General features: G+C 72.8%; 10 protein-coding genes. 6 read left to right on the top strand and 4 right to left on the bottom strand.

What is annotated here, in order from left to right; genetic code table 11:
• Positions 1-8: 8 nt before the first annotated feature.
• On the bottom strand, positions 9-1,178 hold the full coding sequence (locus HNR30_RS22075; protein ID WP_181611794.1) for an acetyl-CoA C-acetyltransferase: 1,170 nt from the start codon (positions 1,176-1,178) through the stop codon (positions 9-11).
• Positions 1,179-1,226: 48 nt separating this feature from the next.
• Here HNR30_RS22075 and mce point away from each other — a divergent pair, with 48 nt between their 5' ends.
• Together mce and HNR30_RS22065 are read left to right on the top strand one after the other, a co-directional pair.
• Positions 1,227-1,643 carry a methylmalonyl-CoA epimerase gene (gene mce, locus HNR30_RS22070; protein WP_181611793.1) on the top strand — a complete coding sequence of 139 codons (417 nt, stop codon included), beginning with the start codon at positions 1,227-1,229 and terminating at the stop codon, positions 1,641-1,643.
• Between the two features lie 209 nt (positions 1,644-1,852).
• The gene (locus tag HNR30_RS22065) at positions 1,853-3,184 is read left to right on the top strand and encodes a DivIVA domain-containing protein (protein WP_181611792.1); all 1,332 of its coding nucleotides are present in this window, start codon (positions 1,853-1,855) and stop codon (positions 3,182-3,184) included.
• Between the two features lie 177 nt (positions 3,185-3,361).
• Here HNR30_RS22065 and HNR30_RS22060 read toward each other — a convergent pair whose 3' ends face one another.
• The gene (locus HNR30_RS22060) at positions 3,362-4,165 is read right to left on the bottom strand and encodes an alpha/beta fold hydrolase (RefSeq protein WP_181611791.1); all 804 of its coding nucleotides are present in this window, start codon (positions 4,163-4,165) and stop codon (positions 3,362-3,364) included.
• A 72-nt stretch (positions 4,166-4,237) separates the two neighbouring features.
• The gene (locus HNR30_RS22055) at positions 4,238-6,871 is read right to left on the bottom strand and encodes an AAA family ATPase (protein ID WP_181611790.1); all 2,634 of its coding nucleotides are present in this window, start codon (positions 6,869-6,871) and stop codon (positions 4,238-4,240) included.
• A 97-nt stretch (positions 6,872-6,968) separates the two neighbouring features.
• On the opposite strand from HNR30_RS22055, the gene HNR30_RS22050 reads away from it, so the two are divergent.
• The gene (locus tag HNR30_RS22050; RefSeq protein ID WP_220133807.1) at positions 6,969-7,718 is read left to right on the top strand and encodes an alpha/beta fold hydrolase; all 750 of its coding nucleotides are present in this window, start codon (positions 6,969-6,971) and stop codon (positions 7,716-7,718) included.
• A 78-nt stretch (positions 7,719-7,796) separates the two neighbouring features.
• Here the strand turns inward: HNR30_RS22050 and HNR30_RS22045 are convergent, their stop codons facing one another.
• Positions 7,797-10,505 carry an ATP-binding protein gene (locus HNR30_RS22045; RefSeq protein ID WP_181611788.1) on the bottom strand — a complete coding sequence of 903 codons (2,709 nt, stop codon included), beginning with the start codon at positions 10,503-10,505 and terminating at the stop codon, positions 7,797-7,799.
• A gap of 142 nt (positions 10,506-10,647) precedes the next feature.
• Between HNR30_RS22045 and HNR30_RS22040 the strand changes: the two genes are divergently transcribed.
• From HNR30_RS22040 to HNR30_RS22030, 3 genes are all read left to right on the top strand, one after another.
• Positions 10,648-11,562 (top strand): alpha/beta hydrolase, encoded by a 915-nt coding sequence (locus HNR30_RS22040; RefSeq protein WP_181611787.1) that lies wholly within the window; start codon positions 10,648-10,650, stop codon positions 11,560-11,562.
• 109 nt (positions 11,563-11,671) lie between these two features.
• Positions 11,672-13,873: an ATP-binding protein gene (locus tag HNR30_RS22035; protein ID WP_181611786.1), complete on the top strand. Its 2,202-nt coding sequence runs from the start codon at positions 11,672-11,674 to the stop codon at positions 13,871-13,873.
• A 113-nt stretch (positions 13,874-13,986) separates the two neighbouring features.
• Positions 13,987-14,649: an alpha/beta fold hydrolase gene (locus HNR30_RS22030; protein ID WP_181611785.1), complete on the top strand. Its 663-nt coding sequence runs from the start codon at positions 13,987-13,989 to the stop codon at positions 14,647-14,649.
• Positions 14,650-14,670 lie beyond the last annotated feature (21 nt).

Here is a 14,670-nt window from a genome sequence, read left to right as displayed (position 1 = left end):
ACCGTCGGTCAGGGAACCCTGATGATGAGCGCGTCGCCCTGACCGCCGCCGCCGCACAGGCCGGCGGCGCCGAGCCCTCCACCACGGCGCTTCAGCTCGTGGGCGAGGGCCAGGACGATGCGCGCGCCCGAGGCGCCGATCGGGTGGCCGAGCGCGATGCCGCCGCCGTTGACGTTGACCTTGTCCATGTCGATGCCGAGCTCCTTGACCGACTGGAGCACGACGCTGGCGAACGCCTCGTTGATCTCGACCAGGTCGAGGTCGGAGGCGGACAGCCCCTGCTTGCCGAGAGCGTGCTTGATCGCGTTGGCGGGCTGCGACTGCAGGGAGGCGTCGGGGCCGGCGACGTTGCCGTGGCGGCCGATCTCGGCCAGCCACGGCAGGCCGAGCTCCTCGGCCTTGGCCTTGGACATGACGACCACCGCGCAGGCGCCGTCGGAGATCTGTGAAGCGGAGCCCGCGGTGATCGTGCCGTCGGCGGCGAAGGCGGGACGCAGGCGGGCCAGGGTCTCGGCCGTCGTGTCGCCGCGCACGCCCTCGTCGTCCTTGAACAGGCCCTTCTTGGGGATGTCGACGGGGACGATCTCGTCGTCGAAGACGCCGTTCTTGATCGCGGCGGCGGCGAGCTGGTGGGAGCGGGCGGAGAAGGAGTCCTGCTCCTCGCGGTTGATGCCCAGGCGGCCGTTGTGGCGCTCGGTCGACTCACCCATCGCGCACTGGTCGAAGGCGCAGAACAGGCCGTCGTGCGCCATCGAGTCGACCACCTGGCTGTTGCCGTACTTCACGCCCTTGCGCAGGCCGGGCAGCAGGTGCGGCGCGTTGGTCATGGACTCCATGCCGCCGGCGACCACGATGTCGAACTCGCCCGCGCGGATGAGCTGGTCGGCCATGGCGATGGCGTCGAGGCCGGACAGGCACACCTTGTTGATCGTGAGCGACGGCACGGTCATCGGGATGCCCGCGTTGACGGCGGCCTGGCGGGAGGGGATCTGCCCCGCGCCCGCCTGCAGCACCTGACCCATGATCACGTACTCGACCTGGTCGCCGGTGATACCGGACCGCTCCAACGCCGCCTTGATGGCGATTCCGCCCAGGTCGGTGGCGGACAGACCGGACAGGGAACCGAGCAGCTTTCCGATCGGTGTGCGAGCTCCGGCGACGATGACGGAACCAGACATGGGGACCTCCACTGGCATCAATGCGGCGTCCTTTGCCACGATAGTCGCATGCTGCTGCGCATCGATCACGTCGGCATCGCCTGCCACGATCTAGAGGCGAAGATCAAGCTGTTCTCCGAGCTGTTCGAGCTCGAGGTAGTCGCCCGGGAGGTGAACGAGGAACAGGGCGTCAAGGAGGCCATGCTCCGCGTCTCCGGCGACTCCTACATCCAGCTCCTGGAGCCCCTCTCCCCCGACTCCCCCGTCGGCAAGTTCCTCGCCAAGCGCGGCGAGGGTGTCCATCATGTGGCCTTCGGGGTAGGCGACGTCTCCGACACCATGGAGCAGATCGCGACCAAGGGTGTCAGGCTGCTCGACGAGAAGCCACGTCACGGCTCCATGGGCTCGTCCATCGCGTTTCTTCATCCGAAGGACGTGGGAGGAATGCTGACGGAGCTGGTCCAGGGGGCCAAGCCCGCGGTCTAGCACCGGTTACGGCCGCAAACGCAAATAACGTTCACAAGTAACGGGTAACGCAGATAGTCGGACGGGGCCTCGAACGCGCCAACAGCGGAGTACGCTGGCTTTCCACCGGACATGGGAGCCTGGCTGTCGAGCCACGGCTCCCGGCTCGGGTGCCCCGAACCCCCCGTCCGGCACGTGTAGCCGTCTCGACAACCCAGGATCGAGCCTCCATGCAGTCCGACATCGACGCCCAGCTCAACAACTTCTTCGAGGACGCCCCCGCGCGCGAGTTCGACGTGGTGCTCCGTGGTTATGACCGGCACCAGGTCCACGATCACCTGAAGCAGCTCGACGGCGAGCTGCGAACGGCCCGCGAACAGGTCACCGCACTCCAGCGTGACCTGGGCGACTCCCAGCGCCAGCTCCAGGAGCAGGAGCGGCCGACCTACTCCGGTCTCGGCGCCCGCATCGAGCAGTTGCTGCGCCTGGCCGAGGAACAGGCGACCGAGCTCGTGCAGGCCGCCAGGTCGGAAGCCAACGAGATCAAGGCTGCCGCCAAGGTGGAGGCCGCCGACATGCGCGCCGCCGCCGAGAGCGAGGCCGCCTCCGTGCGCGCGCAGGCTTCCCGGGAGGCGGAAGAGGCGCGCACCACGGCCGAGCGCGAGGCCGACGAGACCCGCTCCACCGCCCGTCGCGAGGCCGACGAGCTCACCGCGATCACCGAGCGCGAGGTCGCCAAGCTGCGCGCCACCGCCGACCACGAGGTCGCCGAGAAGCGCGCCGACGCCGAGCGCGAGATCGCCAAGCTGCGCACCACCACCGAGCGTGAGGTCGCCCAGCTGCGCGCCTCCACCAAGCGTGAGCGCGACGAGGTCCTCACCACCGCCAAGCGCCAGGCCGACGAGATGCGCGCCCAGGCCCAGCGGGTCCTGGAGGAGTCCGAGGCCAAGCGCGCCCAGGACGAGGCCGAGTTCGAGATCCAGCTCGCCGCCCGCCGCGAGGAGGCCGAGCGCCAGGACGCCGAGCGCCACGCCACCGCCCAGGCCAACACCCAGAAGCTGGTCGCCGAGGCCGAGCAGCGCGCCGCCACCGCCGAGTCCCGCTCCGCCAAGGCCACCCAGCAGGCCGAGCAGACCCGCCGTGAGGCCGACTCGCACGCCAAGCAGATGGTCGCCAACGCTCGCAAGCAGTCCGAGCAGCTCGCCACCGAGGCCAAGGCCAGCGCCGAGCACATCGTCGCCGACGCCAAGGCCGAGGCCGAGCGCATCCGCACCCAGATGCAGCGCCACGTCGACGACCTCACCCGCCAGCGCGACAGCATCACCAGCCACCTGGCCCAGCTGCGCCAGCTGCTCGGCGGCGCCTCGCTGCCGGGCATGGAGCCCGAGCCCGCCCCCGTCACCGCGGCGCCCGCCAAGCCGGCGATCGCCCCGGCCAACGACAAGCCGACCCCCCAGCCGGTCGCGGCCGCCGCGCCCGTGCCGAACTCGAACTCGAACTCGGCGAACTCCAAGGAGGAGTCCAAGACGGCCGACGACGACGCCGAGTGGTGGCAGGAGTAGTCACCCGCCGGTCCGGGGACTGATCGATTGACGGCTGGGCGAGCCCGGCGACCTCCTCACCGGAGGGCGCCGGGCTCGCCTGTCGACAGCGGTCGGGCTCACCTGTCGACAGCGATTGGGCTCGCCAGTCGACAGCAGCCGCGCTCGCCAGTCGACAGCAGCCGGGCTCGCCTGTCGTCAGCGGGTGGCGGTGTGGGCGGCGACGATCTGCCGCACGACCGTGTCGGGCCGCGACATCATGACCACGTGCGACGCCCCCGCGACCTCCGTGATCGTGCCTCCCGCTCGCTTGGCCATGAACCTCTGCACCGCGGGCGGGATCACGTTGTCCTTCGACGGGATCACGAACCACGACGGCACGCTCTTCCACGCCGGCACCCCGCTGTGCCCTGACAGGCCGCCCACGCTGCCCGGCCGCTGGGTGGCGGCCATGAGCCGGGTCTGCGAGGCGGGCAGGTCGGCGGCGAACACGTCGCGGAACCTCGCCGGGTCGATGTAGCCGTCCTTGCCGCCCGGATAGGGCCTGACCACGAGCGCCGGGGGCAGCTTGCTGCCGGGGAACTTGCCCGCCAGCTCCAGCGGAGTCTCGCCCTTGTCGGGCGCGAAGGCGGCGACGTAGACCAGGGCCTTGACGTTGGCGTGGCCGCGGGCGGCGTTGGTGATGGCGGCGCCGCCGTACGAGTGGCCGACCATGATGACGGGGCCGGGGATGGTGTCGATGATGCTGGAGACGTAGGCGGCGTCGCCGTCCAGGTCACGCAGGGGGTTGGCGGCGGCGATCACCGGGAAGCCGGCCCGTTGAAGTCTGGCGATGGTCTCGTTCCACCCGGAGGAGTCGGCGAACACCCCGTGCACCAGCACCACGGTGGGTTTGGCGGAGGCCGAGGCCGAGGCCGGGGTGACGGCGGCGGTCAGGCCGAGGGGCAGGGTGAGTGCGGCGATCAGCAGGCTCAGGCCGCGGTGCTGGGAACGGACGGTCATGACGGTCTCCTCGGTTCGTGCCAGTTCGATCACGGCACGAGCATCGGCGACCGGCGGCCAGGGACGAATCGGTCAGTTGACTGCATCGCCCGCATCGGCCAGCGCGTCACGCAGAGCCGCCCGCGAGGTGATGCCCAGCCGGGGGAAGATCCGGTACAGGTGAGCGCTCACCGTGCGCGCCGACAGGAACAGCCGCTCCCCGATCTCCTTGTTGCTCAGCCCGGAGGCCGCCAGGCGGGCCACCTCCAGCTGCTGCGCGGTCAGCCCGTGCACGCCGCGCGAGCGCTGCGCCACGGCCACGCCGGTGGCGCGCAGTTCCTGCTCGGCCCGCTGCTGCCAGGCGGTCGCGCCGACGGAGGCGAACAGGTCGGCGGCCCTGCGCAGCTCGGGCCGCGCCTCGCCGGGCCGCAGCCGGCGGCGTTGCAGCTCGCCGAGCGCGAGCCGGACGCGGGCGTGGTCGAACGGCCAGCGTTCGGTCCTGGGCAGCGCGAGCGCGGCCTTGAACAGCGCGACCGCCTCCTCGTCCGGCGCGACCAGGGCCTGGGCGGCCATGACGTGCAGGCGCAGCCGGGGCGCGCGGGCGGCCAGCGGGAGCGCGGCGGCGGCGTGCGCCTTCGCCTCGTCCGTGCGCCCGGTGCGCATCGCCGACTCCACCAGCTCGAAGACCGCCCACGGCGCGAACGCCACGTGTGACGGGATGTCCCCGGCCGGACTGATCCTCGTCCAGTGCGTGTAGGCCGTCTCGTAGTCGCCGTGCGCCATCGCGGCGAGCCCGAGGTTGCGCGCCGACAGGGACAGGTGCAGGCCGCTGCCTCGCGGGGCGGCCCACTCCTCGACGGTCCTGCTGTATTCGCGGGCGCTGTCGGCGTCGCCCCTGGCGGCGGCCAGCCAGCCCAGGCTGCAGCGCAGGTCGTGGGCCAGCAGTTCCAGGTCGTGGCGGACGCACAGGTCGAGGCCCGCGTTGGCGGCGCCCTCCGCCTCCTCCCATCGTCCGGCCAGGAAGTGGTCGTGGGCGGCGAGCCAGTAGCCGCTGGCGGCGTGGGTCACCGCGCCCTGCCCGGTCTCGCCCTCGGTCAGCGCACGGATGCGGTCGCGGTACTCGGGCAGCAGGTCCATCCAGGTGGCGGCGCGGAACAGGGCCGCCACCCGGCCGGGGGGCGCGTCGGCGGGCAGCGTGTCGAGCGCGGTGCGCACGACGTCGGCCGAGCTGCTGCCCAGGAACACGTCGTGCAGCAGGCGGGCGAGGTCGTCGTCGCAGCCGGCGACCACGTCGGACACCTCCGCCCACTCCTTCGCGTCCTGGACGTAGGAGGCCGCCATCACCCTGACCAGCGGCCCCGCCGACGGCGTGCTGCGCAGCAGGCGGCGGGCGGCGTCGAGGTCGCCGTGGCGCAGCATGAGGATCTGCGCCCTGGTGGCCAGGGCTCTGGAGGGGTTGTCCAGGTGCCGGCGTGCCTCATCCAGCAGGGCCTGGGCGAGGGCGAGCTGGCCCGACTCGCCGGCCAGCTCGGCGGCGTGCTCCAGCCGTACGGCACGCGCGGACGGGTCGGGGGTCAGTTCGGCGGCCCGCTGGAGCGCCTTGACGGCCAGCCCGCTGCCGCCCCGCGAGGACACCGCGCGGGCGGCCTTCTCGATCTCGGCGGCCACCCGCTCGTCCGGCTCGACGGTGGCCGCGGCCAGGTGCCACATGCGCAGCTCGGGGTCGGCCTGGTGATGGTCGGCCAGGACGGCGTGGGCCCCGCGGGTCTCCTCGGGCGAGGCCGTCCTGATGATCGCCGATCTGACCAGCGGGTGGCGGAAGCGCAGGCCGGACGGTGTCGAGTCGCGCGTGACGAGGCCCGCGCGCTCGGCCTCCAGCAGCTCGTACGGCGACAGCTCGGCCCGATGCTCCAGCCGGTCGCCGTCGAGCGCGGCCACCAGCAGCGTCGTCCTGATCCGCGGCGCCAGCTCCAGCAGCCGGCCCGCGAACCCGGTCTCCAGCCGGGTCCGCAGGGGTGCACCGCCAGGGAGCAGTTCGACGCCGACGGAGGTCTGCGGCAGCTCGGTGATGGCCAGAGGGTTGCCCGCCGCCTCGGTGAGCACCCGCTCGCGCACCGACGGCGGCAGGTCCGGGTGGAGCCGGTCGAGCAGCAGCCCGGCGGCCTGGTCGTCGAGCGGTGCGACCTCCAGCATGTGCACGCCCGGCGTGACACGTTCGGTGGCCGTCAGCGGCCGGCGGGCGAAGACGGCCCGCAGGTCGTAGGGTTCGAGCCGGAGCAGGACGAACATCATCACCTCGCGCGTGAGGTGGTCCACCCAGTGGGCGTCCTCGACGGCGATCAGGACCGGCCCGTCCTCGGCCACCGCGGCCAGCAGCGCCAGCGACGCCACCGAGATCGCCAGCCGGTCGGGCGCGGACCCCTCCTGCATGCCCAGCACACGGCGCAGGATGTCGCGGTGGAAGGGCTCCACCCGCTCCAGGTAGCCCATCACCGGCGCGAACAGCTGGTGCAGTCCGGCATAGGCGAGCTGGGCCTCGGATTCGAAGCCGCTGCCGCCCAGGACCCGCATGCCCCGCTGCCTGGCGTGGGCGATCCCGGCCCGCAGCAGCACGGACTTGCCCACGCCGGGGTCGCCGTGCAGAACGAGGTTGGGCAGCACGCCGGGTGCGCGGTCGATCGCCTGCCGAAGGGTGTCCAGTTCCGCGGCGCGTCCGATGATGTCCATGTGGTGTGCGTCTCCTGAGTGCAGTCATTTGACCGATTGCCGGGCCTGCCGGTCGGGGCATGCTGGGCGGGTGCCGCGACTACAGGTGGGAACAGACGTGAGCCTCTTCTACGAGGACGTCGGCGACGGGCCGCCCGTCGTCCTGGTGCACGGCTGGCCCCTGTCGTGCCGGTTCTGGGAGCCCCAGATCGGCGCGCTCGTCGAGGCGGGGCGCCGGGTGGTCTGCTACGACCGGCGCGGTTTCGGCGACTCCAGCCGGCCGTGGCACGGCTATGACCACGCCACGTTCACGGCCGATCTGGCGGCCCTGGTCGAGGCGCTCGACCTGACCGGGGTGACGCTGGTGGGCTTCTCCACCGGCTGCGCGGAGGCGGTCGGCTACGCGGCGGCGTCGCGGCGGGTGGCCCGCCTGGTCCTGGGCAGCCCGGTGGTGTATCCGGACCCGCTCGCCGACGAGCTGAGGGCCGCCTCGCGGCGGCACCGCATCCCGATGCTCGACGACCTGCTGCTGCGCTTCTTCGCCGTCGACGGCTACAGCGCCCTGGACGAGCGGACCCGCCTGTACCTGCTCGGCCTGGCCGCCGGCGCCTCTCCGCGGGCCACCGCGGAGTCGATGACGGCGTGGGGGTCGGCCGATCCCGCCGGCGACCTGGCGGCCGTCGCCGTGCCCACGCTGATCATCCACGGTGAGGGCGACGCGTTCGTCCCGCGGCTGGACAGCGGGGCACGGCTGGTGCGGGCGATCGCGGGCAGCGCGCTCGTCACGATTCCCGACGCGCCGCACGGAGCCCCGCTCACCCACGACGAGCAGTGGAACCAGCTGCTGCTGGAGTTCCTGGCGAGTTGACGGCATGCCACGACGGTAGGCAGCCGCCCCGCGCGCGGGGTATCGGTCGCATGACGTAGACGCCGCGGACGGCGTGACTTAGAGGACGTCGCGCAGCTGGCCGCGTGAGGTGATGCCCAGCTTGCGGAAGGCGTGGTGCAGGTGGGTGCCGACCGTGCGGTGCGACAGGTAGAGCTGCTGGCCGATCTCGCGGTTGGACAGGCCGGTCGCGGCCAGTTTGGCGATGTGCAGCTCCTGCGGGGTGAGCTGCTCGGCGGAGCTCGGCACGCGCAGGTGGCTGCCCTCGCCCGTGGCGCGCAGTTCCTGGCGGGCCTTCTCGCCCCAGGCCAGCAGCCCGAGCTTGTCGCAGGCGTCGCGGGCGGCACGCAGCGGGCCGCGGGCCTCGACGATCCGGCGCCGGCGGCGCAGCCACACGCCCTGCGCGAGCAGCAGCCGTGCCCGCGCGGTGGGCCATGAGGACAGGTCGGCGGCGAGGGCGGCCTCGAACAGGGCGCCGGCCTCGTCGGGGTCGTCGGCCAGCACGGCTCTGGCATGGCGCAGGTTCACGTGCAGGTAGGGAGAGGGCGACCGGGCGCCCATGAGCTCCATCTCCGCCAGGGCCGTACGGGCCAGGTCGCGGTGCTCGGCCGTCACCGCGGCCTCGGACAGCTCGCTGATCGTGACCGAGCCCCAGTTGGGATGGTAGGCGGCGTCGCGGCGGTCGAAGATGCGCCACAGGTGGCCGAAGGCGGTGTCGTGCCGGCCCGAGCACAGCGCGATCAGGCCCCTGGCCCACTGGATCATGGCGATGTTGGAGGCGATGGTGACGCTCCCCAGCACCCGCTCGCTCCTGGCGGCCAGCTCCAGCCCGTGCTCCGCGTCGCCGCGCAGCCCGGCGAGCAGGGCCAGGATCGCCAGGGAGGCCGACTGCCAGCGGGGCTGGTGGGTCTCCCTGGTCAGCCGCTCGCACTCCTCGGCCACCAGCATGGCGCTGGGCCAGTCGCCGCCCAGCACGCGGTTGACCGCCTGCGACGTCAGCGACTGAGCCAGCACCCCGAGCCGTCCCTGGGCGCGCAGCTCGCCGATGGAGTCGTCCAGGAAGGCGGCCGACAGCTCGTAGGCGCCGATCGTGCTGGCGGCCACGCCCAGCAGCCTGCCCATGGCGCCGTCGAACCGCGTCTCCCGTAACCTGGTCAGCCGCTCGATCAGCTCGCCCGCCCGTTCGACCGGCGCGGCGGTGGCCAGCGCGACCAGCAGCTCGGGGTCGTCGTCGTGCGCGGCCAGCCGTTCGGCCAGGGCGACGACCCGGCCGCGCAGCTCAGGGCCGGGGTCGCGCCACCAGCAGCGCATCGCCGCCGCTCGGACGAAGTTGCGTGCCAGGGCCTGGTCTTCGGAGCTCTCCAGCTCCTCGGCGGTGGCGATGAGCCGGCGTACCCGCTGCGGCCCCTCGTTGCGGCCCTCCTCCAGCATCTCGTTCAGCCACGCGAGCCTGGCACGTTCCTGCCCGGCGAGCAGGGTGGGGTCCATCAGGGCGAGCAGTTCGGTGATCAGCTCGCCGCGCCCCAGCTCGAAGGCGAGCTCCGCGGCGCGCAGCAGGCGCATGGCACGATCGGGCAGGTGCTCGCTGAGCTCCGCCGCGCGGCGCAGGGCGGTGACCGCCACGGTGAGCGCGCCGCGTTGCCTGGCCCGGAGCGCCACGTGCTCCAGGTCGGCCGCGACGCTCTCGTCGGGGTGGTCGAGCGCGGCCGCCCGGTGCCAGGCCCTGCGGTCGGGGTCCTGGGCGTGCACGTCGGCCAGCGCCAGGTGGACGACCTGCCGGTCGAGCGGTCCTGCCTTCTGGTAGATGGCCGAGCGCACGAGGGGGTGGCGGAAGCGCACCACCCGTTCGTGCAGCATCACCAGGCCGAGGTCGATCGCCGGGGCCAGGTCGGCCAGCGACAGCCGGGTCCCGGTGGCCGCGCCCGCGGCCGTCAGGGCCTCGCGCAGGTCGTGGCTGTCGTTGGCGGCACTGGCCAGCAGCAGCATCCTGGTGCGTCGCGGCAGTTCAGCCAGGCGGGTGGCGAAGGAGCGCTCCAGCCGGGCCGTGAGCGGCAGGAACTCCCCGGAGGGCGGGCCGGGCTCCCTGCCGAGGGCGACCGGCAGCTCGACGAGGGCGAGCGGGTTACCGGCCGCTTCGGCCAGCACCCGCCATCGCACGCCGGCGGAGAGCTTGGACGGCCGGCTGTCGAGCAGTTTCTCGGCCGCCGACAGATCGAGCGTGCCCAGGCTCAGCTCCGGCAGGCCGATGTCGTCGAAGGTGGTGGCATACCCTTCGCGCACGGCCAGGATCATCCCGATCGGCTCGGATCTCAGGCGCCGGGCGACGAAGGCCAGGACCTCGGTGGTGGGCCGGTCGAGCCACTGCAGGTCCTCCACCACGACGAGCAGCGGGCTGGCCGACGCGGTCTCGCCGAGCAGGTTCAGTACGGCCAGCGCGACGAGGAAGGGCTGGGGAGGCTGGCCGTCGCCCATGCCGAACGCGTTGAGCAGGGCGTCGCGCTGGGCGACCGGCAGCTCGGAGGCGGTCTCGAGCATCGGCTGGATCAGCTGGTGCAGCCCCGCGAAGGGCAGATGGGTCTCGCTCTGCACGCCCGCGGCCATGGCCGTGGCGAACCCGCGCGCCCGCGCGCAGTCGAGGGCGACCGCCAGCAGGGCCGACTTGCCGATGCCCGCCTCGCCTCTGATCACCAGCGCGTCGCCCTGCTCGGGGATCCGCGTCACCAGGCTCTCGACCTGGGCGGTCTCGCGCTCACGCCCGAACAGGGCCATCTGCGCTCTCCCGCTTCTCTCGCACGAATCGTTTACTGTGCCGCTCGCTTACTGTGCCGCGAAATACGTCATGCGACGCATACCCCGGGGCGTGTCCTCACCCTAGTGTCGGCACGCCATCCGCTGTTGTCCGGGAGCCTTCATGACAAAGCCGGTGCTGGATCCTGCCGCTCAGGCCTTCGCCGACGCCACCGCGAGCCCGCCGTTCCTGTACGGCATGGCGCCGAGGGAGGGGCGCCAGGCCATGCGCGACGTCCAGCAGCCGCAGATCCTGGTCCCCGGCACCGTCAGCCAGGAGATCGCCGGCCTGACCGTCTACCGTCCCGAACACTGCGACGACACCCTGCCGGTGGTGCTGTACATGCACGGCGACTGGGTGTTCGGCGGCGAGCACTCCGACAGCAGGCTCGCCCGCGAGCTGGCGCTGAAGGCCAGGACGGCGGTGGCGTTCGTGCACTACAGCTCCGCCCCCGAGGCGCGGTACCCGGTCGCGCTCGAGGAGTGCCTCGGCGCGCTGGACTGGGTGAGACGGCACGGCGCCGGGCTCGCGCTGGACGCCTCCCGCATCGCGGTCGCCGGCGGGAACCTGGCGGCGGCCCTGGCCCTGCGAGCGGGCGGGCGGCTGGCCGGGCAGGTGCTGCTGTACCCGGCGACCGACGCCTCGTGCGACACCGGCTCCTACCGCGACTTCGCCGAGGGCTACTTCCTGCGGGCCGACGGGATGCGCTGGTACTGGGACCAGTACATCCCTGACGACGGCAGGCGGGCCGAGAGCACCGCTTCACCGCTGCGGGCCACGCGCAGGGAGCTGAGCGGCCTCCCGCCGACGCTGGTGATCACCGCCGAGGCCGACGTGCTGCGCGACGAGGGCGAGGCCTATGCCGTACGGCTGCGCGAGGCGGGCGTGCCGGTGACGGCGGTCCGCTATCTGGGCGTCATCCACGGCTTCATGACGCTCAACGCCCTGCGCGGCACCCATTCCGCCCAGGAGGCGATCGACCAGGCCGGGCACTTCCTGGCCAGGGCGCTCGGCACCGCTGACGCGGGCCGGCCCTGAGGCCACCCGGCACGAGACTAGAGGCGGGGCCGGCCGTAAGCTGTGCCTGATCTCCACCGGATCGTGCAGAGGGAGTCCCCCCATCGCCACTCCACTCAGCTTCGCGGAGGTGCTGCGACGCCATCGGCGCGCGGCACGCCTGACGCTGGAACAGCTCGCCGAGGCGTCGGGAGTCAGTGCCCGCACGCTGTCCGACATGGAGCGCGGGCGCAGCAAGGGCCCGCAGCACCGGACCGTGACCGCGCTGGCCGACGCCCTGCGCCTGGCGGGCGCCGAACGCGAGCAGCTCATCGAGCTGGCGCGCGAGGGCCGCCTGCGCGACCACTGGGCCAGGCCGACCGGATTGTGCGAACTGCCCAGGCCCGTCGATGACTTCACGGGCCGGTCCGCGGAGCTGGCCTGGGCCGCTGAGGTGATGCGGGCGGGCGAGGCGGGACCGGGGCTCATCACCGGATCCGCCGGGCTGGGCAAGTCCACCCTGGCGATCCGCGCCGCCCACACGCTGCGGCCGGACTTCCCCGACGGGGTGTTCTTCCTCGACCTGTTCGGCATGTCCGCCGAGCCCCTGCCCTCCGATGAGGCGCTGGGCATGCTGCTGCGTGCGCTCGGCCTGACGGATCAGCAGCTTCCTGGCGGCGTCGGCGAACGGGCTTCGTTGTACCGCTCGCTCCTGCGCGAGCGGCGCGTCCTGGTCGTGCTCGACAACGCCGCCTCCGAGGAGCAGGTCAGGCCGCTGCTGCCTGGCGGCGGCACGGCCAGGGCCCTGGTGACCGGCCGCCGCCTGCTGGCCGGGCTGGAGGGCGTGCGCAGGCTCAGCCTCGGGCCGTTGCCGCCGATGGAGGCCACGCAGTTGCTGACCGGGATCCTGAAGGACCGCGGCACCCCGGACGCGGACCCCGCCCTCTGGGATCTGGCGCAGTTGTGCGGCGGGCTGCCGCTCGCGCTGCGGATCGCCGGCAACCGGCTGGCCAGCCGTCCCGGCTGGAACGCCGCCGACTTCGCCGCCCGGCTGACGGACGAGGAGCGCCGCCTGGACCAGCTCAGCGCGGGCGACCTGAAGATCGCCACGGCGTTCGGGCTCTCCTACGACCAGCTCGCGGAGGACACGCGGCGGGTCTTCCGCCGCCTGTCCCTGGTGCCGGGCCGCGACTTCGACGCCGCCCTGTCCTCCGTCGCGGGCGGCACGTCGATCGCCGGGGCGTGGGACGCCCTCGACGAGCTCGTCGACCTGGGCCTGCTGCAGGACGGGGCGTCGGGACGCTACCGCTTCCACGACCTGGTCCTGCTGTTCGCCCGCGAGCGGCTCAGGGCGGAGGAACCCGCTGCCGATCGCGACGCGGTCGTCGACGCGGTGACCTCATGGCTGCTGCGGATGGCCACCAGCGCGGGATCGTGGTTCGAACCGATCCACAGCCATCGCGACCCCGAACTCACGGGCCTGTCCACCCAGGAGGAGGCCGACCGCTGGCTGCGAGCGAACGTGGACAACTGGCTGGGTGCGTTGCGCCAGGCCGCCGACCGTGGCGGGCACGCCGCAGTGCTCCTGCTGGGCATGTCGATGATCCGCTTCGCCGACCGGTGGATGCACGCGGGGCACTGGCCCGACGTCTTCACCCTCGGCGCGAAGGCGGCCGCCGCTCTGGGAGATCTGCCCCGCCAGGCCGCGCATCTGAACGCGCTGGCCGCGGACCAGTTGGTGTCGGGAGGCGACATGGAGGCCGCGCTGCGCTACACGGCGCAGGCGATGGATCTGGCCGTGCGTGGCGGCAGCTCCGAGGAGATCGCCTCCGCCCACCACTTCGCGGCGGGCGCGCTGCGCAGGCTCGGCAGGCTCGACGAGGCCATCGAGGCGCAGAGCCGGGCGGCGGAGATCTTCAAGGCCGACGGCGACGTCGAGGCCTACAGCCACTGCCTCGGCTCCCTGGGCACCTGCTACCGCGACGCCGGCCAGTACCCGCAGGCTCTGGAGCACTACCTGGCCTTGTGGGACCTGGTGAACGACGACGCGTCAGGCCTGCTGCCGAACGCGGCGGCTTTCACCCGGTCAATCGCGCTGGCCCGCATCGGCGAATGCCTGGGACTTCTCGGCCGCAGATCCGAGGCGATCGCCAGGCTCACCGAGGCGATCGTCCTGCTTGAGGAAGCTCAGGTGCTTGCCGTCATGGCGGGCGCCCTGCAGACGCTGGCCTCCCTGCTGGCAGAGGAGGGCCGGGCCGGCGAGAGCCGTCAGACCTACGCGAGGGCGGCCGAGGTCTTCGAGGCCATCGGCGACAGCGACGCGAGCGACCGCTGCCGCGACCTCGCGTCCTGACGGTTCCGCACCACTTCTGCATGCTGTTCTGCGTGGTCCCCCAGCACGCCGGCGACTTTGATGGTGTGCAACGGGACAGGCACAGGGCCTGTCCTCCCAGCTCGGGAGCGACCATGACCACGATCAGGGACATCGTGCTGGTGCACGGTGCCTTCGTGGACGGATCCGGCTGGCGTGGTGTCCACGAGGAACTGACCTGGCACGGGCTGCGTGTCCACGTCGTGCAGAACCGGGCGTTGTCGCTGGAGGGCGACGCCGCGGCGGCCCGCCGGGTCCTGGACGGCCTCGACGGTCCCGCCGTCCTGGTCGGGCACTCCTACGGTGGGGTGGTCGTCAGCATGATCGGCGCCCATCCCAACGTCGCGTCGCTGGTGTACGTCGCCGCGTTCGCCCCCGACCGGGGCGAATCGGTCGGAAGCCTCATCGCCACCCTGCCGCCCGTCCTCCCCCCGGTGGACGGCATGCTCCTGCTCGACCGCGAGAAGTTCGCCGGCTGGTTCGCCGCCGACCTGCCCGACCGGCTGGCCGCGTTCATGGCCGACTCACAGGTCCCGTGGGGCGTGGACGCCCTGCGCGGGCCGGTCGCCGAGCCCGCGTGGAGGCACCGGCCCAGCTGGTACCTGCTCGCGACCCAGGACCGGATGATCCCGCCGCCGACCCAGCGCATGATGGCCGAGCGTGCCGGCTCGACCGTCGTCGAGGTCATCGGCAGCCACGCCGTCCACATCTCCCAGCCCGCCGCGGTGGCCGACCTCATCCGCCAGGCGGCCCTCTGACCCTCCCCTCCCCCGGACGGC

The sequence above is a fragment of the Nonomuraea soli genome (assembly GCF_013761175.1).
In the GTDB taxonomy this organism is placed as follows: Bacteria; Actinomycetota; Actinomycetes; order Streptosporangiales; family Streptosporangiaceae; genus Nonomuraea; species Nonomuraea soli.
The sequence above is the reverse complement of the archived record's forward strand: the minus strand, read 5'-3'. Positions and strand labels throughout refer to the sequence as shown.

Coding starts and splice junctions, on each gene's coding strand:
- HNR30_RS22075 (WP_181611794.1), bottom strand. CDS start 1,178: ATGTCTGGTTCCGTCATCGTCGCCGGAGCTCGCACACCGATCGGAAAG.
- HNR30_RS22040 (WP_181611787.1), top strand. CDS start 10,648: ATGACAAAGCCGGTGCTGGATCCTGCCGCTCAGGCCTTCGCCGACGCC.
- HNR30_RS22045 (WP_181611788.1), bottom strand. CDS start 10,505: ATGGCCCTGTTCGGGCGTGAGCGCGAGACCGCCCAGGTCGAGAGCCTG.
- HNR30_RS22055 (WP_181611790.1), bottom strand. CDS start 6,871: ATGGACATCATCGGACGCGCCGCGGAACTGGACACCCTTCGGCAGGCG.
- HNR30_RS22065 (WP_181611792.1), top strand. CDS start 1,853: ATGCAGTCCGACATCGACGCCCAGCTCAACAACTTCTTCGAGGACGCC.
- HNR30_RS22060 (WP_181611791.1), bottom strand. CDS start 4,165: ATGACCGTCCGTTCCCAGCACCGCGGCCTGAGCCTGCTGATCGCCGCA.
- mce (WP_181611793.1), top strand. CDS start 1,227: ATGCTGCTGCGCATCGATCACGTCGGCATCGCCTGCCACGATCTAGAG.
- HNR30_RS22030 (WP_181611785.1), top strand. CDS start 13,987: ATGACCACGATCAGGGACATCGTGCTGGTGCACGGTGCCTTCGTGGAC.